Origin of the sequence: Pedobacter sp. ASV12 (assembly GCF_016429155.1) — a bacterium.
Lineage (GTDB): Bacteria > Bacteroidota > Bacteroidia > Sphingobacteriales > Sphingobacteriaceae > Pedobacter.
The window spans coordinates 1-24931 of sequence record NZ_JAELUC010000062.1; the positions used below are offsets into that span (position 1 = coordinate 1).

Here is a 24931-nt window from a genome sequence, read left to right on the forward strand (position 1 = left end):
CCCCCCCCCCCCCCCCCCCCCCCCCCCCCCCCCCCCCCCCCCCCCCCCCCTTTTAGATGTGTATAAGAGACAGAACCAATTCTTCCATCAGCAACATCAAGAAAATTGCCGATGCGCTGAAAGTTAAGATGAGCGAACTGCTAGATGTATAGCAACTCAAATAAAAAAGGCCGACATGATTGCATGCCGGCCTTTTTGTTGCTTAGAACCGCTTAGAAGTTCGGTTTCAACACATATTTGTCGTAGAACCTGAAAATGTGTTCTGCCGCATCTTCGGCCGTATCAACCAGCCTAAACAGGTTCAGGTCTTCGGCGTGGATGTTATGTTCTTTCTCAAGCATGTGGGTTTTGATCCAGTCTACCAAGCCGCCCCAATAGGCCTTGCCTACCAGCACAATCGGGAAACGTGCAATCTTGCCGGTTTGGATCAAGGTAATGGCTTCGAAAAGCTCATCCATGGTGCCCATGCCGCCTGGCAGTACCACAAAACCCTGCGAATATTTCATAAACATTACTTTCCTCACAAAGAAATAATCGAATTCGAGCAGTTTGTTATGGTCGATATACTTGTTGTGGAACTGCTCAAAGGGCAGATCGATGTTTAAGCCCACCGACTTGCCACCGTTCATATGGGCGCCCTTGTTGCCTGCTTCCATAATGCCTGGCCCACCGCCGGTAATCACGCCATAGCCACGCTCGGTAAGCAAACGGCCACACTCTACCGCAATTTGGTAGTAGGGGTTGGTTTCGGCGGTACGTGCCGAACCGAAAATACTTACGCAAGGGCCAATTTTGGCCAATTTCTCAAAGCCGTCAACAAATTCGGCCATGATTTTAAAAATCTGCCAGCTGTCGGTTACTTTTATTTCCTGCCAATCCTTATTGGCAAAAGCACTTCTTATCTTTTCTTCACTTGTCATTCTATATTCCGTATAATTTAAAACTTGGTTTGTTGATCTGTTTTCCTGCTGATCAGTAATAAGCTTACAAAGGTAATCAATCCGTTCACCAAAATCAGTTCTACGCTAAAAACGTAGCCTCCAAGAAGTTTGACCGAATATTTATCCAAGAAAAAGCAGGCGATTGGCGCCAATATACAAACAAGTGGTACCAATTTGTCGTGTAATCCACGGTTTTTAACAAAAAGGCCAAACGAGTAAAGGCCTAAAAGCGGACCATAGGTGTAAGATGCTATCTTAAAAATCAAACTCACAACAGAAGAACTGTTGAGGGCATTGATCACCAATATCACCAAAAACATGAGGATGGAAAAAGCAATGTGAACCATATGCCTTTTACGCACGGTATTTCCCTTGTCTAGGTTTTCTTTTTTGTTCATCCCTAAAAAATCAACGCAAAAAGAGGTAGTCAGTGCAGTTAAAGCACTGTCGGTGGTGGCAAATGTGGCGGCGGTTAGGCCCAGCATAAACACGATTGCCGGCAGGGTGGCCAAATGGTTCAGTGCTATTTCCGGAAAAAGCAGGTCGGTTCTTGGTTGTTGGGTAACGTGGTCGAGCGGGATGCCGATTCCGTTTTTCGTGGCAAAAATATAGAGCAAGGCGCCTACGCTTAAAAAGAAGATGTTTAAAACCACAAATATTCCGGTAAAGGTGAACATGTTCTTTTTAGCTTCGCCAATGGTTTTCATGCTCAGGTTTTTTTGCATCAGGTCTTGATCTAGCCCTGTCATGGCAATGGTCACGAAAATACCGCCGATAAACTGCTTGCTGAGGTAAAATTTATTCGTTAAAAAATCGTCGAGGAAGAAAATTTTTGAATAGCTGCTGTTTTTGATGGTCTCGAAGGCTTGCGGGATATCGAGGTTTAGGCTGCTGCATACGAAGTAAATGGTCAGGAATACAGACAATACCAAAAAGAACGTCTGTAAAGTATCCGTAATGATGATCGTCTTTAAGCCGCCTTTAAAGGTGTATGACCAAATTAATCCCAACGAAATCAACACGGTTGCCCAGAAAGGAATGCCATAGCTGTCGAAGATGAAGCGCTGCAGTACGATAACCACCAGGTACAAACGGGTTGCCGAGCCCAAAGTACGGCTGAGCAAAAAGATGGAGGCTGCGGTTTTATAACTGAAATAGCCCAATCTATGTTCAATGTAGCTATAAATTGAGGTTAAATTCATTCGGTAATAAAGAGGCAGGAGTACGGTAGCAATGATGACAAAGCCAACCGCGTTGCCCAGCACGAACTGAAAATACTGAAACTGGTTTCCACCTGGGGCGCCTACTTCGCCAGGCACCGAAATAAAGGTCACCCCAGAAAGGGCAGTGCCGATCATGCCAAAGGCTACCAGGTACCATTTCGAATTCCGGTTGGCAATAAAAAAAGAAGCATTGTCTGAGTTGTTTCTGGAAGTAAAATAGGCTACGCCGATCAGCAAGGCAAAATAACCCAATAAGAAAGATAAAAGTATCGCGGGACTCATAATTTATATTTAGCTTCTAAATGTAAGTATTTACAGGTTTAAATCAAGAAAGCGTTGGTAAATTATTGGCTCATTTGCCGATTGGTTTACTGGCTGATTGGTCTGGTTAGTTCATTTCTTAATTTGACGAGAGCTTGTTCATGTACAAGCCGCCAGTTAGCCACTATTGACTGCCGAATAACTTTTAATTAAATTTGTAAATGAATTTTTCTTCCCAACTGCTCGAAGATGCGGTAAACGAATTTGCAAAACTGCCAGGTGTAGGGCAAAAAACAGCTTTGCGTTTGGTGTTGCATCTGCTCAACAAAGAACAGGAAGAAGTATCGCATTTTGGCCGTACGCTAATTCGGCTAAAGGAAGAAATCAAACATTGTCAGGTTTGCCATAACATTTCAGACCATAACACCTGCAGCATTTGCAGTGCGCCGAAAAGAGATGCCGCCACCATTTGTGTGGTTGAAGATACCCGCGACGTGATGGCCATCGAAAACACCAATCAATATTTTGGGGTTTACCATGTGCTGGGCGGACTGATTTCGCCAATGGATGGAATTGGGCCTTCCGACCTGAATATTGACAGCCTGGTGCAACGTGTCGCTACAACACCGGTTAAAGAAGTAATTTTGGCCCTGAGTGCCAACATGGAAGGCGATACCACTTTGTTTTATCTGCATAAAAGACTGAAGGATTTTCAAATTCCGATCACCACCATTGCCCGGGGCATTGCTTTTGGTGGCGAATTGGAGTATGCCGACGAAATTACGCTTGGCCGCTCTATCCTTACCCGCGTGCCTTATGAAAATTCACTGATCAAGTAGCCGAAGATGAAAAAAATAGCTGGCATTCTCTTTCTGTTTTTAAGTTCATTTTCCGCTTTCGCACAGATCAAAATCCATTCTCATAACGACTATTTGCAAGCAGCTCCTTTTTTTAAAGCTTACCAGCAAGAAGTTTATGAAATAGAAGCAGATATTTTTCTGGTTGGCGATTCATTGGTCGTAGCTCATAGCAAGAAGGAAATAAACCCTGCCAAAACACTTGATAAACTTTATTTAAAGCCAATAGCGGCAATGTTCAAGGAAAATCATGGTTATGCCAATTCTTCTAAAAATTACACCTTCTGTTTAATGATCGATGTAAAAGAAAACTGGCAAGCAGTTTATCCTGTTTTAAAAAGAACCATAGAGCAATATGGTGCTATTTTCAATCGCAGTAAGAACAAGCATGCGGTTCAGATTGTAATCAGTGGTTCTAGACCAGCCGATTCTACTTTCCATACTTATCCCAATTGGCTGTTTTTTGATGGATTGCCAAATGTGAACTATGCAAAAGACGACCTGAAAAGGGTAACGATGATCAGCGATAATTTTGCAAACTATTCGAAATGGAGCGGAGCGGGTGTTCTGCCTGATGCAGATAAAGCCAAACTGCAGGCAACCATTCGCCAAGGTGATCAACTGAACAAACCGGTGCGTTTTTGGGGTGCCCCTGATACCGAAGCGAGCTGGTATCAATTACAAAAACTAGGAGCAACAATCATTAATACGGATAAAATAGAAGCCTGTAGGGCATATTTCAAAGAAACTAAATGAATTACAAAGATAAAACCATCATCATTACCGGCGCCTCATCGGGCATAGGCAAGGCATTAGCCGAAGAATTAGCCAAAAGAGGAGCAAATTTGGTATTGGGTGCCCGCCAGTATGTAACGCTTTGCGAAATCACTTCCGAATTGGAAAAGCAATATGGTATCAAGGCTTTGGCTGTACAGACCGATGTAAGCAAAGAAGAAGACTGTGCGCAGTTGATTAATCAAGCTGTGCTCACTTTTGGGCAGATCGATGTGCTGATCAACAATGCTGGCCTTTCGATGCGCGCCTTGTTTAAAGACCTCGACTTGTCGGTACTCAAAAACCTGATGGACGTTAACTTTTGGGGAACCGTTTATTGCACGAAATATGCTTTGCCCGAAATCCTGAAAACAAAAGGTGTGATTGTAGGCGTGTCTTCAATTGCAGGCTACAGGGGCTTGCCCGGCCGAACAGGCTATTCTTCGTCCAAATTTGCCATGAACGGCTTTATGGAATCGTTGCGCACCGAATTGCTCAAAACTGGCGTACACGTGATGGTGGCCTGTCCGGGCTTTACCACTTCAAATATTAGGGTGGCCGCCTTGTCTAAGGATGGCCAGGCGCATGGCGAAACCAGTATGGAAGAAGGCAAGATGATGACAGCCAAACAAGTGGCAAGCTGTATTAGTGATGGCATTGAACAGCGCAAGCGTACGCTGATCATGACCCGCCAAGGTAAGCTCGCCGTATGGATGAACAAGCTTTTTCCGGCATTTACCGACAAAAAAGTGTTTCAGTTGTTTGCCAAAGAGAAAAACCCCTTGATCAAGTAGGAAATCTTCACCTCAAATCCAACAAGTCAGCAATAGCGTAATTATAAACGATCAAACAATCAATAAACCATGTACTCTTGTGTTTAAAAATAGAAATCAGCTATATAATGAAGCTTAAAATTATGTTTCTCGCTTTTTTGGTACAGGCTTTCAGTGTTTCGGCACAAGTTAGGGTAGAAAAGGATATTCATTATGCAGGTACTGCAGCCCCCAGCCATTCTCTTAACATTTATTTTCAAAAAGACAGTACAAAGCAGCGCGACGTAATTGTCTTCATCCATGGGGGCTCCTGGAGCAGTGGCAAAAAAGAAACCTATTGGTGGCTGGGCCGAAATTTTGCCAAAAAAGGGGTGGTTACAGCGGTTATCAACTATCCTTTGGCCCCGGCTGCTACCTACAAAGAAATGGCACAGGCTAGTGCGCAGGCTGTAAAGTGGGTAAAAGACCACATCGCGGCCTACGGCGGAAACCCAGATCGGCTATTTTTGATGGGCCATTCGGCCGGTGGGCACCTGTGCGAACTGATCAATGCCGATCCTCGGTATTTTGAAGATCTCGGCATCAAAAACCCGATCAAAGGCGTTGTGCTTGATGATCCATTTGGCCTCGATATGGAAGAATACCTTGCCAATGCCGAAAAAGACCATTATTACGAAGATTTTATCAGGACTTTTAGTACAGACAGCAAAGTATGGCAGGCGGGTTCGCCCTTGTTCTATGTAAAGAACAGCAACAATCCGCACCTGATCTTGTATGGCACCAAAACCTATGAGGCCATCAAAATCCAATCCGAAAGAATGAATAAATTGTTGCTTGCCCAACATGTACCGGCTACCTTAAAAGTAATCGAAGGCAAAAAGCATGTAGGCATGATTAGCCAAATGATTTTCGGAAGCAATCAGCTGTACAAATTTATTTTAGACTTTTTTAAAGAAGTGAAATAGGTTTAGCTACTCGCTCAGTATTTCTACCAATTTGATAGAGCCGTTGTCATTTAAAATGAATTTGCCGCTTAGTTTTTTGGCGTTCGATTGTAAAGCCTGTTCAAACTCGCCGCACAAATTGCCACAATCTATATTTACCTTGTTCAGGATGTTGTAACCTGTATTCGAATTGCCGTTTACGCATTTTACATTCCCCAGCTTCAGGTCAAGGTCAAACGAATCGTCAGATTTGGCTTTTGTTTTCGAAAGCACCTGTCTTAGCTGAAAAGTATGTTGATAGCCATCGCCTTTTGGCGATTTTACCTCGGCATCGGTAACCAAAAGGTCGTAAATGAAACCTTCTTGATAGTCAAAGCCAACAATAGCCTCATTTAAAGGCCTCCATTTGTCGCCTCCAATTTCATCGCCTTGTTGTACTGAAAATACCAATGTAGGGTATGGGGCAATGGTTGTTTGCTTAAATTGGTTGATGCGAAATTGGATCGGTTGCTCTTTTTTTTCGCAGGAAGCGAATAGCGCAGCAAAACAGGCTAAAAGAATAAAGAGGCTTTGGAGCTTAGTAGGTTTCATTTAGTTAGTTGTGTTAACCAAAAATAAGCGAATTTTTGATCAAAGCAACTAAGTGCTTAGTGAATTTTTAAATTTATTCAGTAAATAATTTATTTATTCTATGCAAGATTAGTTTTATGTGGATGTCACCATTTCTATATCGCTTAGTTTCGAAAGGTCTATGGTGGTAAGGCCGGTGTTGTCGTGGTAAAAAGCAGGTGCAAATCTGGCATTGTAAATAATGTTTTCGTCTAGATAGGAGGCGCGGCTATGTACGGTCTGCGAAAAAGTATCGTCAAAAGCCTGGAGCAATACGATGAATTCTACTTCGGCATCGATCAGTTCTTCTTTCGTTTTGCCCAAAAGCGGACTGTGTTCGTTGATCGGGTGAACTATGGTCCAGCTGAGGCTCAAAAGCCCAATTTTGCTTCTTTCGAGTTCGAGGGGCAGAAACCTGCGCACTTTTTGGCCGTCAACGATCTCATTATAGGTGAAAACCAGATTTACCGACATTTCAATCAGCTGACTATTGCGAAAATTGGCCAGTTTGAACATCAGGGCCGTTGCGTTTTTGTAAGGCGCAACTACCATGTTTTTGCTGTACAATATTTTCGCATTTGGCTTCGAAAAGCGTCCGTAGAGCAAGCCCGTGGCCAAAGCAAAAGCCAATAAGCCCAGCATTGACTCGAAGGCGGCAATGCAACTGGTTATAAATCCGCTCGGACTGATATGGCCATAGCCTACGGTAGAAATAGTTTGCGCAGAAAAGAAAAAGGCATCAAAAAAATGATCGCGGGCAGTAATCCCATCAGTGCCTTTCAGGTTTTCGATGCCCACGCCAACATACACAAAGGCAAACAAAATATTGACAATGAGCCAGGCGATGACAATGATGGTCAGGAATTTGCCCCACGACATGGAAATGAGCCAGTTGTAGGTGTCGGAGCTGCGAAAAAAGGGGAGGCCTGTGCGTTTGATGTTCGAACTGCCGTTGGCATTCATCATGCGTTGGTCTTTGCCCATGGGCCTGTTGCCAAAGCCCAGATCATCTTCATGGTGTAATTTTCGTTTGATAAAAGACATAATTCCTAATAATTTTAAAGAAAGATTTTGCAAATAATAAAAACTATTCCATCTTTGCTACAGAATGATTCAAGTAAGCGTAAATAAAAATTGGTGGTGGCATAACGCAATAGCGTGATGTGACCTTTTTTTGTACGTTTATTTTTTTAAAAATATATAGAAGGTTGCTCATAAGGCAGCCTTTTTTGTTTGATACCCATGAAGAAAATACTTAATCACTTATTTGAAAACAAGACCTTTAGCCGTGAAGAAGCTAGAAAAATACTCACTTCCATTGCTTTGGGCGAGTTCAACAGCTCGCAGATCGCCGCTTTTATTACGGCTTACTGTATGCGTAACATTACCGTAGAAGAACTGCAGGGTTTTAGGGATTCGATGCTCGATTTGTGCCTGAAGATAGACTTCTCGAACTTTGAACTGGTAGACCTTTGCGGTACTGGGGGTGATGGAAAAGACACCTTTAACATTTCTACACTGGCTTCGTTTGTGGTAGCTGGCGCTGGGCACCAGGTGGCCAAACATGGCAATTATGGGGTGTCTTCTGGCTGTGGTTCTTCTAACGTCATGGAATATTTGGGCTACAGCTTTACCAACGATGAAGCTAGCCTGAAAAGGAGCTTAGACAGGGCAGGCATCTGCTTTTTGCATGCGCCCTTGTTTAATCCGGCCATGAAAACCGTGGCCCCGATACGCAAGGAACTGGGCGTGAAAACGTTTTTTAACATGTTGGGACCCATGGTTAACCCGGTCCAGCCCCAAAATCAGATTGTTGGTGTTTTTAGCCTCGAACTGGCCCGTTTGTATGCCTACCTGTACCAACAAACCGATAAGAACTATACCATTATCCATGCGGTTGATGGTTTTGACGAGGTTTCGATGACCTGCGATTTCAAGACATTCAGCAAAAAGGGCGAGGTATTGACCCAAATCAGCGATTTAGGCTTTGAAGAGATTGGCGAGCAGGAAATCAAGGGTGGGGATACGGTAGAATCGTCGGCCAGGATTTTTATGGATATTTTAAATGGCAAAGGTACCGATGCGCAAACCAACGTGGTGCTGTGCAATGCGGCCCTGGCTATCCAAACCATAAAACAAGGCAGTTCTTTTGCCGATTGCTATTATGAAGCAGAAGAATCATTGTTGGCCAAAAAAGCCTTGCATAGTTTTAAACAGTTGCTCAATTAAGCCATGGAATCGAAACTTAAGATATGTGGCCTGCGTGAAGCCGCCAATATTGCGGCGGTGGCCGAATTGCAACCCGATTATATGGGATTTATTTTTTATCCTCAATCGCCACGTTGCATTAGCGAGGTCTCGGCCGAATTGATTAAATATGTGCCGTCAAGCATTAAAACCACAGGTGTTTTTGTAAATGAAGAATTGAAAAAGGTTGTTGCGGATGTAATCAGGTATAATTTAAAAGCCGTTCAGCTGCATGGGCACGAAGATGTGGCTTATTGCCATGCGCTAGCCGCAACAGGTGCAACAATCATCAAGGCCTTTGGCATTGGCGAGGATTTTGATTTCGAACAGCTCAAAGCGTATGAACCAGTGGTCGATTATTTCCTTTTCGATACACAAACTCCAGTTCATGGGGGCTCGGGAAAGGTGTTCGATTGGACTTTGCTGGCCAAATATACTTTAGACAAACGCTATTTTTTAAGTGGTGGCATTGGGTTGCAACAGGTTGAAACCTTGAAACAGTTGAACGATCCGCGCTTGTATGCCATCGACGTAAACAGCAAGTTTGAACAGGCACCTGGCTTGAAAGACGTTGCCCAACTGAAAGAATTTATAACATTAATGCGTAACTAACGTTCCCACTTGGTTTTAGCGGGAGGAGAAAAAATATGATGAACTATTTTGTAGACGAAAGAGGCTATTACGGCGATTTTGGTGGAGCTTACATCCCCGAAATGCTTTATCCCAATGTGGAAGAGCTGAGACAGGAATACCTCAAGATTTTAAACGAAGAAAGTTTTCAGCAAGAATTTAGGGCCTTGCTCAAAGACTATGTAGGTCGGCCATCACCTTTGTACCTGGCCAATCGCCTTTCGCAAAAGTATGGCGCCAATATCTTTCTTAAACGCGAGGACTTGAACCATACCGGTGCGCATAAAATCAACAATACCATCGGGCAGATTTTACTGGCCGAGCGTTTGGGCAAAAAACGGATCATTGCCGAAACCGGGGCCGGACAACATGGCGTAGCTACTGCAACGGTGTGTGCCTTACGTGGCTTGGAATGTGTGGTTTACATGGGCGAGGTGGATATCCAACGCCAGGCACCCAATGTTGCCCGTATGAAAATGCTGGGCGCTAAGGTTGTTCCGGCTACCTCGGGCAGCAAAACGTTAAAAGATGCCACCAATGAAGCCATGCGCGATTGGATCAACAACCCGGTTGATACACATTATATCATCGGTTCGGTGGTTGGTCCGCATCCCTATCCCGATATGGTAGCCACTTTCCAATCGGTTATTTCTGAAGAAACCAAAAAGCAATTATTAGAGCAGACCGGCAGCGACTTGCCAGCTTATGTGTTGGCCTGTGTAGGTGGCGGTAGCAATGCCATGGGTATGTTTTACCACTTCATTAACGATGAAAGCGTAAAACTGATTGCCGTAGAGGCTGCAGGCAAAGGGGTTGATAGTGGATTTTCTGCTGCAACAACTTACCTGGGCAAAGAAGGCGTATTGCATGGCAGCCGGAGCATTTTGATGCAAACACTCGATGGACAAGTGGTAGAGCCACATTCGGTTTCTGCCGGATTGGATTATCCCGGCATTGGCCCCCAGCATGCACATTTGTTTAAAACTGGTCGCGGGCAATATGTTTCCATTACCGACGATGAATCGTTGCAGGCAGGCTTGTTGCTTACCCAATTGGAAGGTATTATTCCGGCCATAGAAAGTGCCCATGCCTTGGCTTATTTAGAAAAGATGCAGTTTAAGGGAGGCGAAAACGTAGTGGTTTGCCTTTCGGGCCGTGGCGACAAGGATATGGAAACTTATATGAAATATTTTAACCTTTAAAGAAGATTTTAGGCCTGAGGTAAGAGAAGTTAGCCAAATGTTCTCTCATATCTCACATCTCATATCTCACATCTCAACAAATGAATCGCTTACAACAACTTTTCCAGCATAAAAAGAAAGACATTCTTTCGATTTATTATACCGCGGGCTACCCGGCTTTAGACAGCACTTTGAAAATTGCACAGGCATTGCAGGAAGCCGGTGCCGATTTTTTAGAGATAGGTTTTCCTTATTCGGATCCTGTAGCCGATGGTCCGGTAATTCAGGCCAGCAGCAAACAAGCCTTGGATCAGGGCATGACCTTGCACTTGCTTTTTGAGCAGTTGAAAGACCTGCGTAAAACCGTTACCATTCCTATTCTATTGATGGGTTATGTTAATCCGGTATTGCAATTTGGCGTGGCCAATTTTTGCAAGGCCTGCGCCGAAGTAGGGGTTGATGGCTGTATCATTCCTGATTTGCCGATGTATGAATATGAAGAACTGTACAAAGACGAATTTGAGAAAAACGGACTGAGCAATATCTTTTTGGTAACGCCACAAACTTCTGAAGAACGCATCCGCAAGATTGATGGCTTGAGCAATGCCTTTATCTACCTGCTGTCTTCATCGGCCACCACAGGTAAAAACCTCGATGTCTCAACCAGTGCAACCACTTATTTTTCGCGTATTAAAGCCATGGAGCTTAAAAATCCATTGATGATCGGTTTTGGTATTTCCGATAGAAAAACCTTCGATTCGGCCAATGAATATGCCAGCGGAGCTATTATCGGCAGTGCCTTTGTCAAATGCTTGGCCAAAGGTGATGTACAAATGCAGGTGAAAGATTTTATGAAGGAGTTTAGGCCTTAAATCTAATTTGCCCGCTGGAATGGCGCCTGTAAGTGGGGTGGTTTATGTGATGGCGGCGTACTTCACCTTCCGTTGGGTTTAGCTTAGGTCTTGTTGGTGAGGAACACCAACAAGTGCGAACATCAAAGAATTATGCCATCGTTGGTGTTCTTCACCAACGATTAAATTAACATGAGGTTTATTCGTGGGCATACAACAAGTGCGAAAATGCAACCTGGATTTCAGATCCAAAGTCATTGGGGTGGAAGAACCATCTTCTGATCAATATGTCATTGAGGCTTTGATGCTATGGTTGGTGTTTTTTATCAACGATCACGCAACAAAACTACCTTAGCCCAATAAAGATATCTACTTCGGCATCCAGGGGATTTTGTGCCTTTTCGCCATATACTTCAAAATCGGTTTGAAATGCCCTCGGCAGATCCGAATTCCAAATTTCTGTCCAGGCATTAAATACAGCTCCCTGATGCAGACTGCCTTTGGCTACATATTTGGTGTAATTGGCTTCATTTATACTTTTGCCAACGAGTCCGGCAGGAATATGATCAAGATTGCTTACCTGATAACCCAACAAAGTAGTATAGGGACGCGTGTGGTCCATTTCATAATCTGTATAAAGACAATAAATGTCATGGCTGATTTTGTTTGGAATCTGATCGCCAATGCTTTCGCTTAGAAACTGATGCCAAAGGGCTGGGATATCTTGTGCTGATTTGCCGTTTTCATTGGTCGTTCTTACGCTAATGCCTATCACGTAAAAGGGTTTGATTGTTTGAGTGCTCATGGGAATTTGATTTTGTTGAGCTCAAAAATAAAACCGCCGAATGACAACCCTATGTCAGGGCTGCTTCGAAATTTTGTCTGCAAATTTCAACATATTCTTCCAAGGTCAGCTGATGCGGCTCAAAGGTTTCTGAAAGCACCTCCAAGTTAGACATTCTGTCCATGCGAAAAGCACGATAATCTTTTCTTAACCTGCACCACGCAATCAGCAACCAATTTTCTTGGGTACTGTTATAGATGGCAAATGGTTCTACTACTCTTTGTGTAGTTTGTTTTCCTTCAACTGTGCAGTAATTGAGCTGGATGGGCTTAAAATTGGTCAATGCCAGCTGGATGCACGACAAGTAATTGCTAGTATGGTTGCTTTCGTCGTGATGGGCGAAAATGGTGCGCTCGGCCAACAGGTTAGCTTTGTCTTTGGTATTATAGCGTAAAACCGATTTGATTTTGTTGATGGCTTCGATGTACTCGCGGACAAATGAAGAATCCTTGTTTTGGCGGATCAGCTGTTCGGCAGTCACCAAAGCGTTGGCTTCGCTTTCGGTAAGCATAATGGGTGGCACGCGATAGCCTTCCATGATAGCGTAGCCTTTGCCCGGATCAGTTAAAATAGGGACGCCCGATTCTTCCAATGCCCTGATATCGCGATAGATGGTACGTATGCTTACCTCGAATTTTTCGGCCAATTCGGTAGCTGTTAGCAGTCTTTTGGTCTGCAATTGCGTTAAAATGGCTGTTAAGCGAGGCAGGCGTTTGGGGTTGCTGGACATGGCTATCGATTTTACGCGAGGCACTGCAAATATAAGCTATTATGGCAAAAAGCAGCATCGCCTTGCGCATAAATGCTCATCGTTTAATGGGTTCTTTGAATGGTAGAGAGCAATTCGTTGGTGGATTTGATCCGTGCCTTGATTTCGTCATCATAGTCGTGGGTGCCTTCGTCTATCGCTTTGTACATGAGTTCGTAGGTTTTGATGTTTTCCTCACAATAATGCCTAAGTACCTTGTTGCGTTTGGCGAATAAGGGATGAATGCCTTGCTTGTCCAGTTCGTCTAAGATTTCAATGCCGCGTTTCCAATAATAGATGCCTACGTCTTTGATGTCTGATAGCGATTTTTCCCGGCCTGCAGCTGTTGTATCTATAGGGAAGATATTTAAAGCCAGACTTTCTACCGAATGGAAATCGATCATCAGCTTATCGTAGGCCACCTGATCAAAATCGGGGTCGATTGAGGGATTGTTAGCCTTGGCTAAGACTGGTGGCTGCATCACAATTTGAACTTCGTTAGCCTTTAGCTGGTCGTAAGCGACGCCCGAACAAACCAATACAAGCAGGGTAAGCAAACCGATCGAAAAATATTCAATGGCAGGTTCTTGTGCTCTTTTCAAGCTGGGCACAAAGGCAAAGCCGATCACGAATCCCGAAAGGAGACCGCCGATGTGGGCAGCACTATCGATATTGCCTTTCAAACCATAAACCAGGTTATAGGCCACAAAAATACCCATACTGATCAGCAAGGCTTTGCGTGCTTTTTGTTCTACCAAACTGGTGCAAAGCAAGGCCAACAACACTCCATACAGACCGAAAATCGCACCCGAGGCACCGGCGCTTATGGTAAGGTTGTGCCAGCTTAAGCTGGTGATGCTGGCCAAAATGCCAGTTAACAGATAAGCCACAAGAAATCTCGATCTGTCCAGCATAGGCTCTAAAAAAATAGAAACATACACCAGCGCAAACATATTGAACAGCAAATGGATAATGCCAATGTGTAGGAAACAGTTGCTGAGCAACCGCCACCATTGGCCATTTAAAGTTGCCGGACGGAAATTGGCACCCCATTGCAGCAGAATTTCGGCCGAAGGATTAAGGAGGTTGGCGCCGTTAATGGCCATCAGCACAAAAACCGCTACATTGAGCCAAATAAGAATTGGTGTAATGAAAAAGCCTTGCCGAGGCATAAAAAACTTGAAAAAATCGACAAAATCTTCCCTGGCTGTTGATGGTGGCAGTTTCAGAAAATCGTCTTCTTCCGGCGCTAGCCCAGGCCGCAAAGCTTCAAACTTTTGTTGCAGTTCTTCGGCAGTAAATTGCTGTTTAGCGTCGTCAAGCGCCAGGATAAAAGCAACAACATTCTTTTTGTTTTTTCCGAAATCAAAGGTTTCAGAGCCCAGAGAACTGCTGGTTAATGTGGCCGTTCCATTTTGGATCAATAACTTGATTTCGAAATTGCTTTTAAAGAAACCTCTGCTGGTATGGGCAATAAAGCCGGTTTCGCTTATAAACATCAGGTTGAGACCTTGCGTTTTTGCCGCTTCTACGGCCAGGGCTAAAAATTGTTGGGCGTTGAGAGGCGAAAGCTGCAGTTCTTCCGTGTGCTTGGGGGTAAATCCAAATGCCATGAGTTGCGTAATTTAGGAATAGATGATTGGTTTAAGGTTTAACGGCCACAAAAATCTCGACCTGGGCATTGCTCCAGTCTTTGCTTTGCTCGCCATAGCTTTCAAAATCGTACGTATAGGCGCGGTTAAGGCTGCTTTTCCAAATAGCAGTCCAGGCATCGGTCATGCAATTGGGCATTTGGCCCTGCGCATGGTATTTTACATAGTTGCCAGTGGCAATTTGCAAACTGCTTAATCCGGCAGGCACTGGTGTAGTTGCAGGTACTTTGCACCCGATAAAATAGGAAAAGGGCTGGGTGTGGTCGCCTTCATAATCAAAATAAACGGCATAGATCTCGTCGCCTATCTTTTCGGGTAAGCGTCCGGCTATATTTTCGGTTTCGAATTTTTGCCATAAGTGGCCGCAATCAATAGCCGATTGCCCATTTTGGTTAGTGGTTGGGTGCGCAAGCTGCAAACCGATTAAGCGAAAGCCCGTGATGAAATTGTTGGTCATTTGGTTCGAGTTCTGATGCTTTTTAAGTAAATAAAGCCCGCTATTCCTGCCAAAACAGAAGCGCAAAGGATAGAAAATTTGGCTTCAACTACAAATAATGGATTTTTAAACGAAAGCAGGGCGATAAAAATAGACATGGTAAATCCGATGCCAGCCAACATGCCTACACCAACAATGTGCTTCCAATTAGCGCCTGAAGGCAGTTTGGCCAGTTTCATTTTCACGGCCAGCCAAGAGAAAAAGCTGATGCCTATGGTTTTGCCTACAAACAATCCGGTTATAATACCCAATCCCAAGGGAGAAACCAGGCCATCGATCATTTCCTTTTGAAAGGTGATGTTGGTATTGGCCAAGGCGAAAATAGGCATGATGAGGTAATTGACCGGAATGGTGAGGCTGTGTTCCAGTTTTTCGAGTGGCGATTCGACGGCCGTGTTGTTGGTTGGGATGGTAAATGCCAGCAAAACACCCGCAATAGTGGCATGGATGCCCGAATGATGGACAAAATACCAAAGAAATACGCCCGGTACAAGGTAAAAGAACAGGCGTTTTACCTTGAAATAATTGAGCAATAAAAGGAAAGCAAAAATACCACCGGCAAGCAGCAGCTCGGTCCAGTGGATCTGTTCGGTATAAAAAACGGCAATCACCAAAATGGCACCAAGGTCGTCGGCAATGGCCAAGGCCGCCAGGAATATTTTAAGCGAAGGAGGCACGTTTTTGCCCAGCATGGCAATGATGGCCAAGGCAAAGGCAATATCGGTAGCCATCGGGATGCCCCATCCCGAAACTGTTTCCGTACTTTGGTTAAAGAGGAAATAAATGAGTGCCGGAACAATCATGCCACCCAAGGCAGCCAGCACCGGCAGCGATGCTTTTTTGACGTTGGAGAGCTCGCCTTCCAAGAGTTCGCGCTTGATTTCCAAGCCAACCAGCAAGAAGAAGATGGCCATCAATCCATCGTTTATCCAAGCCGAAATGCTGTAGCTTATGGATAGGGAGTCGGTTTGGAAACCAAAATCCCTGGCCAAAAAACCAGCGAAACTGATGGCTTGGCTCGAATTGGCAATGCACAAAGAGACGATTACACAAACCAATAAAAGTATGCCACCCACTTTTCCCGATTGAAAGAATTCTTTAAAAATGTTGAGATTGATCTTTTTGGCCATGCCCTAAAAATAAAAAAAAGAAAGCGTTTTTGGTACATCAGCCATCGGTTTTCGCTACAAGGTTTTAAGCGTGTCGTTTACGTTGTTTATGGCCTTGATGGCTAAGGTTTTACCCAAATTTGATGTTATTGGCCTCATTTTTACTTCTTTTGTGATTAATCAGGCATAAAAAAACCGCTCCAAAAAGAAGCGGTTTTGAAAGGTTGGGTAGTTGTTTATTTAAACAAGCTTGCCCTTAGGCTGATTTCGAAAGTACCATTGGCCGAACCTTGCAAGGCCGAAGTTTCGGTGGTGTAAAAGCCCATGATAGCCAGAGAATTTTTGTAATTGATGCCTGCGCCAAATGAAGCACTCTTGGTGGTATGGTACATGCCCATGATGAATATTTTCTCGGCAAAAATGAAATTGGCTCCGGCATCCACAATGTTTTCGTAGCCTTTTATGCCTCTAAAGGCCACTTTAGGTTCGATTTCGAGCGCATTAACCCCCGCTCCGGTACCGAATTTATAGCTGGCGGCCGCATAAAACTGCGAACGGTCTACATTGTTATTGTCTTCTTGCTTAATCAGGCTCCTGATGTTGGGCAAGGCGGCCTCGATGTTCAGCTTGTTGCTGGTGTAGGCTATCCCAAAATCGCCATCAAACAGCGCGCCTTTGTTGTTGAACTGGGCAATAGACATATCGGTAGGATCGCCGTTTACCTCGCTGTAGTCAATACGCTCGTTCATAATGCCCACCGATGCACCAAAATTAAGTTTTTGGTTATTATCGTTCAAGGGCAGGTGATAGGCGTAGGTGGCTACGGCTTTGGTGCGTTGCAGCGAGCCTGCCTTTTCGTTAAATACGTTGAGACCCAAACCTACCTTGTTCATTTTATAATCGGCGGTAATGGATTGCGTACTTGGCGACCCTGGAATGTTGCTCCATTGTTTGCGGTAATTCAGGTTTACGTTTAAACCATCCATTGTTCCCGCAAAAGCCGGATTAGCCTGGTATTGGTTTAAAAAGTATTGTGAGGTTAACGGATTGAGCTGTGCCTGGGCGGTTGTGCTCCCCAGCATGCTCACTGCCGAAGTAAGCAATAACAGTCCAATTGCATTGCTCAAAAATTGATATTTTTTAAAATTGATCTTCATTGGAGTGTTGCGTTTTAGTTTCTAACAATAGTGATGTAGCCTTTAAATGGAGCGATGTTGGTTCCAAACTCGAGGATGTAGTAGTACGTGTCTGAAGCCAATGGCGTACCGTTGTAAGTGCCATCCCATTCGTTGGCATAACCTTTTTTGGTGTATACTTTTCGGCCAGATCGGTCGAAAATGGTCAGGGTATTGTTCGGATAATAATCGATGTTCTGGATCACGAACTTATCGTTTTTGCCATCACCGTTAGGGCTCATGATGTTGAGGGCTTTTACCTGATAATCGTCTTGTACCTGAATGGTAATGCTCTGCGTAGTGGTACAGCCCGAAGCATTGGTTCCGGTAACGGTGTAGGTAGTGGTTTGTTTTGGCCTGATGGTTAAATTGGCACTTCCTTGTCCGGCGATTACATCTGTTTGTGGCGACCAGGTATAGGTATTTGCGCCGCTGGCCGAAAGTACGATAGCGGTACCTTTAGAAATTACTGCCGATGAAGTATTGCTCGTGATAACCAGAGCAGGCAAAGCATTGATGATTACGGTAGCTGTTCCGCTTTGCGCCTGATTGGCATAGGCATCGGCTACACTAACCAAAGTATAGACGAATGTCCCTGCAGTATTGGTGGGCACGTTTAAAGTTGCAGTAGTGTTATTACTGGTAATGGTTCTGTTTGCGCCACCGTTAACAGTATAGGTAAAGGTGTAAGGCGCAGTTCCGGCCGCACTAGTAAAAGTAACCACAGGAGAGGCGCCATTCAAGCAAACCTGTCCATTTCCGGCTATGGTAGCAGTTGGCAACGGACGTACAATTACAGTTGCTGTTCCGGTTTGTGCCTGTCCACAGTTGGCATCGCTTACATTAACCAAATTATAGGCAAATGTACCTGCTGCATTTGTCGTGACAGCTACGGTTACGCTATTGCCACTGGTCGTAGTTACGGTTTTGTTGGTGCCACCGTTAATGTTGTAAGTAAAGGTATATGGTGCGGTTCCATTGGCGCCGGTAAAGGTAATTACTGGTGCCGTTGCATTCACGGTAACTGCTGTTGTACCCGAAATGCTCGCGGTAGCCAAGGTGCGAACGGTAACTGTTGCCGTACCGGTTTGCGCCTGACTGGCATTGGCATCGGCAATACTTACCAAATTGTAGGCAAATGTACCGGTGGCTGTGGTTGGTGCAGCTACGGTTACGCTATTGCCGCTGGTGGTAGTTACGGTTTTGTTGGTACCTCCGTTAATATTGTAGGTAAAGGTAAAAGGAGCTATGCCTACAGTAGCTGTAAACGTAACGTTAGGTGCCGTTGCATTTTGACAAACGGCGGTAGTACCGCTGATATTGCCAACAGGCAATGGATTAACCACAATTGTTGCGGTTCCTGTTTGCGCCTGACTGCAATTGGCATCACTTACACTAACCAGGTTATAGTTAAAGGTACCCGCAACCGCAGTAGACGCATTAAGTGTTACGCTGTTGCCACTGGTTGTGGTAATGGTTTGGTTGGTACCGCCATTTAGGTTATAGGTAAAAGTATAAGGGGCGGTTCCGTTGGCTCCGGTAAAAGTAATTACTGGTGCCGTTGCATTAACCACAGTTGTGGCAGTACCCGCAATAGTGGCGGTAGCCAAGCTGTTTACAGTCAATTTAAAGGTTCTGCTGACATTGTCAACGCCACCAAAATCGGTGCCGCCGTTATCCATTACCTTAACGGTGATGTTAGCTGTGCCACTTACATTATTTTTAAGATGGTAGGTTACCGTGCCTTTGTCGGCGCTGGTTGTTTGTGCACTTAAAACATCAAATAAGTTAGCATTGTCTGTAGTGACAGCTAAAGTAGTGGTCTGACTGGTTTCTGGGCCTGCCGAAATACCGGTTAAAGCAACGGTTTGGTTGCTCTGACTGTAGCAAATGGTTTGATCTGTAATGGTATTCAATGTTGGTGCGCCATTGCCAAACAAATACCTCGACTTGATAGGGTAGTGGTCGGTGGTGGTGTTGGCATAATTGGTGACCAGGTTTTTAGCACCATCTATAACTTCGGCTGTGCCTGGAATATAATTGACATTGAGCGCTTTGGTAATGATAACGTTATCGATAACCGTAGGGAAACCCGCTGTCGATTGTTTTCCGGCTAAGCTTAAAGGCAGGGTGATGGGGAAATAATTGGCCACATCGTTAGTAAAATCCGAATAAGAGGTGCCTGTTCCGGCCGGCATTGGCGCAATGGTTTTGTCAGCATCCAATACATCGTTAAAATCGCCCAAAATCAGCACTTTTTTGCCGGCAAGGTTGGCATCTAGCCAGGTTTTGAACTGCAGGTTGCCCCCTTTTCGTCGGTTGTAGGCATCAATCTGGTCGGCTGTTGTACCTGTATTGGCCTTGGCGTGGATTTCGATAAAGGTTACGGTATCTTTTTTGCCGTTAATGGTTACCTCGGCTTCCATGGCAAATGGGAAACGGCCTGACGACCAGTTTTTGTATGGCGTACCGTCTACGCTGGTTGATGGTACAGCAGGATTATAGGTGTCTTGCAATACGCCATAAGTCCTCAATGGCTTAATGATATCGGTACGGTACATGAAGGCCAGTTTCTGAGCCAAAGTGTAATCTGGATCAGATTTGTTGTCGGCATAAGAACCGAACTCGCTAAAAATTACGCCATAACCAGCAGGTAATACCTTGGTTCTGAAAAGCGCGGTATCAACCACTTCGGCGAAGCCATAAATATCGGCACCAAGGCTGTTCACAACGGTTCTCACGTTAGTGGCTTGGAGCTGGTCGTCGTTTGGTGCCTGGGCCGGACTGCCAAACCACTCGATGTTCCAGTTTACCACCTCCAAAGTATTGGCTATATCGAAAGTGTTGCCCGATAAGGCTACCGATTTATTCGCACTGCCCGGTGTAGCTATGGTTACATTGCCATTGTAGGTGGTGTTAACTGCTGTTGGCGAAAATTTGGCATAAACGGTTTGTGAAGTATTGTTAATGCTTGCCTGGGTATATGTTAGCGTTGAACCAAAAGTGCCACCGCTGGTTTTAGAAATAGTGAAATTGGCAGGAGCAGTTAAGGTTACATCGCCGGTTAGGTTGCCCGCAGAAAAGCCAAATGTACTTTCGGCCGAAGTTGTGCCTGCCGCTTGGAAACCAAAACTTAAACTTGATGGCGACACCGTAATGTCAACAGGTGGCGGTGTAGCCGAATTGTTTACGGCGAAATCGTCAACTGTCCACCTGCTGGCCGATGAAGTGGTAGAAGTATAAACAAAAGCCACATAAACTGGTGCAGCCTTGTAAGGCGTTAAGTCAATAAAGTCTGATTTGGTCCAGGTGTCTGTAGCGGTTTCAGGAAACTTTCCATCTAGATCAACCCATGTGGCTGCGCTTGGATTGCCACTACCTGTGTAATTGGTCGATATTTTGAGTTTCAATTTATCGCCGGCAAATGCAGAACGGGTCCAGAACGATAATACTGCATAGTTCATGGCCGATAAATTCAAAGCTGGAGAAATCAGCCAATCCTCATTTTGGATATTGCCTCCGGCATAACCGTTTATTTGCAATGCATTGCCTGTACTGGCTTTTCCGGTTGCATCGCTCGGGTCATGACCAAAAGTAGTTACGCAGCCCCAGGTTTGGGCACCGGCAACGCTATATTGATAAAAACCATCTGAAAGGGCCGAACTGCCAGCTGTAGTGCAGTTTTCGAAGTTGAATACGGTTTGGTTCGGATCAACACCAGCACCACTAAGAGCCAGGTTAACCGTCGTGGCTCCAGCGCTGCTGTGAGCCAACTGAACCGCGGCATTGCCAATAGCAGTTGGGCTAAATTTTACATACAGGGTTTGACCAGCCATGGCTTCTGCCGCTGTAAAACTTGTCGAATTAGAAAAAATAGCATTGTCTTTCGAAATGCTGAAAGGTGCGTTAACCGATATACTTACATTATTGGTCAGGTTAGCCCCAGCTAGCGTATAGGTTTTGGCTGTTGAAACCGTATTAATGGCCTGGCTGCCAAAGGCCAAACTGGTTGGCGTAACACTAATGCTGGCCGCAGAGCTGGAAACAGGTTCTGTGACGGTAGAGTTTTGGGGATTTGGCGTACTTACTACAAAATCGATGCTGTTATCATCGCTATCAAAACCATTGCCCGCAAATTCGTCTGTACCTCCAATAGCCATGGTAGCTGCTGTTGATGCGGCGTTGGCCTTGCGCTCTGCCGATGTAGAGTTGGTGGTTGCTGGCGCCGGACCACTGCCTTCGTAGCCATTTGCAGTGCCATAACCAACCAAGTCTACAATGTTGGTACCGGTTGGATTAGCTCCGGTAAGGGCAGTAGTACTGTTGCTCAATGCCACTTTTCCTGCTGTTCCTGAAAGATTTAAACTGCCTGTTGCATCAGGTGTAGGCAAATTTTGGGTACCTCCAGCACCTGCTGCACCTTGAACTAAGTAAAAGCCTTTGGCTTTAATGGTGCCAGACAAGGCAGTAGTTGACCAATTGCCTGTACCCGTAGCACTGGCATATTGGACCGACCAGCCCGTTAAGCTAATATCGGCATTGGTTGGGTTGTATAATTCGATAAAGTCGTTTTTATAGGTTGCGCCACTGTTGCCCCCGCCTCCATATACTTCGCTAATGACCACGTGGTTGGCGCCTGTAGGCTCCATAACCGTCGAGTTTTGAGGGTTAGGTGTTTGCGCTACAAAATCGGTATTGTTGTTGTCGGTATCGTAACCGTTGCCGGCAAACTCTTCCGTGCCTCCTGCAGCTAACGTAGTGGCCGTACTGGTAGCGGTTGCCTTTCTTTCAATGGATGTGGTGTTCGTGGTGGCTGGAGTAGGGCCAGTGCCTTCAAAGCCATTGGCTGTGCCAAAACCTACCAAATCGATAATTTGCGAACCCGTAGGCTTGATGCCGGTTTGAATAGCGGTTGTATTGGCTAATAAAACCTTACCTGCTGTACCCGAAAGGGCTAAAGTTCCAACCGCATCGGGGGTAGGTAGGTTAGTTGTTCCTCCGGCTCCGGCTGCCTGTTGGATCAAATAGAAACTTTTGGCCGGAATGCTGCCACTTAGTGGTGTGGCTTGCCAATTACCCGTACCTGTAGCACTGGCATATTGTACCGACCAGCCCGTTAAATCAACCGCTGCATTGCCCGGATTGTATAATTCGATAAAGTCATTTTTATAGGTGGCGCCACTATTGCCACCGCCGCCATACACCTCGCTAATCACCACATGGGCCTGAGGAGCTGGAGGTGTAACACCTGTGCCCGAAAGCGCTAATGTAGCGCTATTGGCATTTGTACTTACATTAAGCACATTATCTGTAGAAGTTACAGCGCTTGTCGGACTGAAACGTACATAAACAGTCGGGCTACTACCAACTTCTGTTGTAGTATAAGTAATTGATTGGCTAAAAGTGGTGTTGTCTTTCGAAACAGAAAAAGGAGCGGAGGTACTTACTGTTACGTCATTGCTTAATCCAGTGCCACTTAATATATAGCTTTGTGATGCCGAATTGGTACCGGTATTTTGGTTGCCAAAGTCGAGCGATGCCTTGCTGGCATTTACGGTACCACTGATGCCAGTACCGCTTACGCTTACGCTCACATCTGCAGCTCCTGTACTTGAGTTCACTACGGTTCCGTTGGCTGGTCCACCGGCAGTAGGGCTAAATCGTACGTAGACCGTTGGAGAGGCTGCCGCTTCAACAGCCGTATAGCTAATAGAAGAACTGAATGTTGTGCCATCTTTCGAAACGGCAAAAGGAGCAACTGTAGTAACGCTAACGGCCGCTGTTAAATTGTTGCCATTTAATACATAGGTTTGTGCAGTGGTTGTGGAGCCTGTATTTAAGCTGCCAAAAGCCAAAGCGGTAGGGTTGGCATTTAATGTAGGGGTACCTGTACTGACGTTTGATAACGTTCCACTAATTGAAAAGCCATTTGTACCACTTGAAGAGGAGTTAAATCCCCAGCCCCCCGTAGTAGTTTGTCCGCTTGCATAATAACGTAAGGTTACCGTAGTGCCTGCCGGTATGTTTTGAAGGTCTGTAACACCAGAAAGATTGGTAGAACTGCTTAAGCTGGCGGCTAAAATAGTTGCTGGAGTGCCAATTAATGTAAAATTAGTGCCATCCAAACTATAGGCAAATTGCGAAGAGACGCCAGGAGATGCATAGAACGACGCAGTTCCGGCAAATTTGGCGTCAATGCTGCTCAAAGAAAGTCGCTTTCCGGTAGCTGCGGTCAGCGTGACTTGAAAATAATCCGTATTTGCCGTACTGATACCATTGTTTTGGAATCCCACTGTTCTAAATGAATTAGCTCCAGCACTTGCGGCTGCGCCTGTACCACGAGTGAGTACCGGAACAGATGCCAAGCCAGGATCTGAACTATTGGCAGTGGAGGTGGCCAACTGGTTTTGCCCCGTAAAGTCCCAGCTTGCGATTTGTGCGCAAACATGCAAGGGTAAATAGCAAATGGTGGCAAAAAGAAAAAAGAGTAAAAGTTTTCTCATATACATTAATTTAACAAGCAAATGTATACGCAAAAACTAATTTTCAATGTTAAGTTGTTGTTAAATAATCATTTTGTGGAAAACTAAAGATAATCTTCAGATGATTTTAACGTTGCATATATTTTTTAAAACCAGAGGCTTTACGGAATCTTATTCTAGAATCTCATTATTTTGCTGAAGATGAGCCATGATTGGCGATTGGGCAAGTGTAATAGACAAGTTCTGCTTGTTTTGTAGCCAATAGGATTAAACTTATTAAATTGGCCAGCGCTCATTTTTTTAGTTGCATAAATGGATTCCCAATATTTTCCGAATCTTTTGGATATGTATGAAGAAGCTAGCAACCATTATCTTTTCTGTTTTCGATGTCATTTCAAGCAGAATTCGTACAAAAACCCATTCCAAAAAAGACGTAAAAGTCCTGATTTCTGAATCGTAATATCCTGCCCAAACGCACGTTCATCCAGCGATTCGATGCGTTCGTCCTGCGAAAACCACTGTTGGGGAAAAAGTTTTTTTTATTCGTTTTTTGTTTACATCTTGGTGGCAGATAAAGAAGCAAGCTACATTGACTAAAAATTCCTACTGCTTGCTAATTGGATAAACTTAATTAAACTATAACTTACACTGTATGAGGAATCTAAAGTGCTTCGCATCGCTATGCTTAATTTCGATCTTTTCAGGCAACCGCAAACTCGTTGAAAACCATAGGCGCATGGGTTCCCATGCGTTTACCTTTTAGCATATCTTATCTAAAAACCTTGCCAAATTAAACTCTTACAAACATTTTAATATGAAACCTATTTTTCGAATCTGTATAGCATTCGCCTACCTACTGATCCCGGTCTTTGGGTCTGCACAAAATTCTGGAGACTTCACAAAACAAATTGAGGTAATTCCTCCATCTCCAGTTAGTTATCAAATGAGCAAATATGGAGGTATTAATTTGTCTATGATTAGCGGGAGTCCGAATATTTCTATTCCGCTCTTAAATTATAACGTTAAAAGCCTTAGTGTACCCATTAGTTTAAAGTATACTTCAAATGGCATCAAAGTCGACCAGATTGCTGGACGTACTGGAATGGGGTTTGATTCTGTCTCTTATACACATCT

The 24931-nt window shown here is 44.6% G+C and carries 20 protein-coding genes; 9 read left to right on the forward strand and 11 right to left on the reverse strand.

What is annotated here, in order from left to right; translation table 11 throughout:
- Positions 1–212 precede the first annotated feature (212 nt).
- Both JHD69_RS14025 and JHD69_RS14030 read right to left on the reverse strand, forming a co-directional pair.
- Complete coding sequence (locus tag JHD69_RS14025) at positions 213–920, reverse strand: TIGR00730 family Rossman fold protein (protein ID WP_199140969.1); 708 nt, start codon at positions 918–920, stop codon at positions 213–215.
- A gap of 17 nt (positions 921–937) precedes the next feature.
- Positions 938–2446, reverse strand: coding sequence for a sodium:solute symporter (locus JHD69_RS14030; RefSeq protein ID WP_199140970.1), 1509 nt, complete (start codon positions 2444–2446; stop codon positions 938–940).
- Between the two features lie 200 nt (positions 2447–2646).
- Between JHD69_RS14030 and recR the strand changes: the two genes are divergently transcribed.
- The 4 genes from recR to JHD69_RS14050 all read left to right on the forward strand — a co-directional run bounded on the left by recR (position 2647) and on the right by JHD69_RS14050 (position 5794).
- Positions 2647–3264 (forward strand): recombination mediator RecR, encoded by a 618-nt coding sequence (gene recR, locus JHD69_RS14035; protein ID WP_199140971.1) that lies wholly within the window; start codon positions 2647–2649, stop codon positions 3262–3264.
- Positions 3265–3270: 6 nt separating this feature from the next.
- Positions 3271–4038 carry a phosphatidylinositol-specific phospholipase C/glycerophosphodiester phosphodiesterase family protein gene (locus JHD69_RS14040; RefSeq protein ID WP_199140972.1) on the forward strand — a complete coding sequence of 256 codons (768 nt, stop codon included), beginning with the start codon at positions 3271–3273 and terminating at the stop codon, positions 4036–4038.
- On the forward strand, positions 4035–4850 hold the full coding sequence (locus JHD69_RS14045) for an SDR family oxidoreductase (protein WP_199140973.1): 816 nt from the start codon (positions 4035–4037) through the stop codon (positions 4848–4850). The genes JHD69_RS14040 and JHD69_RS14045 overlap by 4 nt, the downstream gene beginning before the upstream one ends.
- Positions 4851–4957: 107 nt before the next feature.
- Complete coding sequence (locus JHD69_RS14050) at positions 4958–5794, forward strand: alpha/beta hydrolase (RefSeq protein WP_199140974.1); 837 nt, start codon at positions 4958–4960, stop codon at positions 5792–5794.
- 6 nt (positions 5795–5800) lie between these two features.
- On the opposite strand, the gene JHD69_RS14055 is transcribed toward JHD69_RS14050, so the two are convergent.
- Positions 5801–6364, reverse strand: a complete 564-nt coding sequence (locus tag JHD69_RS14055) for a DUF4377 domain-containing protein (protein ID WP_199140975.1) — start codon at positions 6362–6364, stop codon at positions 5801–5803.
- 114 nt (positions 6365–6478) lie between these two features.
- Positions 6479–7426, reverse strand: a complete 948-nt coding sequence (locus JHD69_RS14060) for an ion channel (RefSeq protein ID WP_199140976.1) — start codon at positions 7424–7426, stop codon at positions 6479–6481.
- Positions 7427–7624: 198 nt separating this feature from the next.
- Here JHD69_RS14060 and trpD point away from each other — a divergent pair, with 198 nt between their 5' ends.
- The 4 genes from trpD to trpA all read left to right on the forward strand — a co-directional run bounded on the left by trpD (position 7625) and on the right by trpA (position 11312).
- Positions 7625–8611: an anthranilate phosphoribosyltransferase gene (gene trpD, locus JHD69_RS14065; RefSeq protein ID WP_199140977.1), complete on the forward strand. Its 987-nt coding sequence runs from the start codon at positions 7625–7627 to the stop codon at positions 8609–8611.
- Positions 8612–8614: 3 nt separating this feature from the next.
- Positions 8615–9241, forward strand: coding sequence for a phosphoribosylanthranilate isomerase (locus JHD69_RS14070; RefSeq protein ID WP_199140978.1), 627 nt, complete (start codon positions 8615–8617; stop codon positions 9239–9241).
- Positions 9242–9279: 38 nt separating this feature from the next.
- Positions 9280–10461, forward strand: coding sequence for a tryptophan synthase subunit beta (gene trpB, locus JHD69_RS14075; RefSeq protein ID WP_199140987.1), 1182 nt, complete (start codon positions 9280–9282; stop codon positions 10459–10461).
- Positions 10462–10541: 80 nt separating this feature from the next.
- Complete coding sequence (gene trpA / locus JHD69_RS14080; RefSeq protein WP_199140979.1) at positions 10542–11312, forward strand: tryptophan synthase subunit alpha; 771 nt, start codon at positions 10542–10544, stop codon at positions 11310–11312.
- A 325-nt stretch (positions 11313–11637) separates the two neighbouring features.
- Here trpA and JHD69_RS14085 read toward each other — a convergent pair whose 3' ends face one another.
- The 7 genes from JHD69_RS14085 to JHD69_RS14115 all read right to left on the reverse strand — a co-directional run bounded on the left by JHD69_RS14085 (position 11638) and on the right by JHD69_RS14115 (position 23818).
- A complete protein-coding gene (locus JHD69_RS14085; protein WP_199140980.1) occupies positions 11638–12096 on the reverse strand; it encodes a GyrI-like domain-containing protein in 459 nt (152 codons plus the stop codon).
- Between the two features lie 49 nt (positions 12097–12145).
- Positions 12146–12865, reverse strand: coding sequence for a helix-turn-helix transcriptional regulator (locus JHD69_RS14090; protein ID WP_199140981.1), 720 nt, complete (start codon positions 12863–12865; stop codon positions 12146–12148).
- Between the two features lie 83 nt (positions 12866–12948).
- Positions 12949–14496: a rhomboid family intramembrane serine protease gene (locus JHD69_RS14095; protein ID WP_199140982.1), complete on the reverse strand. Its 1548-nt coding sequence runs from the start codon at positions 14494–14496 to the stop codon at positions 12949–12951.
- A gap of 31 nt (positions 14497–14527) precedes the next feature.
- Positions 14528–14992: a GyrI-like domain-containing protein gene (locus JHD69_RS14100; RefSeq protein WP_199140983.1), complete on the reverse strand. Its 465-nt coding sequence runs from the start codon at positions 14990–14992 to the stop codon at positions 14528–14530.
- Positions 14989–16161, reverse strand: coding sequence for a Na+/H+ antiporter NhaA (gene nhaA / locus JHD69_RS14105; protein WP_199140984.1), 1173 nt, complete (start codon positions 16159–16161; stop codon positions 14989–14991). The genes JHD69_RS14100 and nhaA overlap by 4 nt, the downstream gene beginning before the upstream one ends.
- Positions 16162–16376: 215 nt before the next feature.
- The gene (locus tag JHD69_RS14110; RefSeq protein ID WP_199140985.1) at positions 16377–17297 is read right to left on the reverse strand and encodes a PorP/SprF family type IX secretion system membrane protein; all 921 of its coding nucleotides are present in this window, start codon (positions 17295–17297) and stop codon (positions 16377–16379) included.
- Positions 17298–17311: 14 nt separating this feature from the next.
- Positions 17312–23818: a lamin tail domain-containing protein gene (locus JHD69_RS14115; RefSeq protein WP_199140986.1), complete on the reverse strand. Its 6507-nt coding sequence runs from the start codon at positions 23816–23818 to the stop codon at positions 17312–17314.
- 793 nt (positions 23819–24611) lie between these two features.
- On the opposite strand from JHD69_RS14115, the gene JHD69_RS21035 reads away from it, so the two are divergent.
- Positions 24612–24931: hypothetical protein (locus JHD69_RS21035; protein WP_233165914.1), on the forward strand; the 320-nt coding region annotated here is incomplete at its 3' end.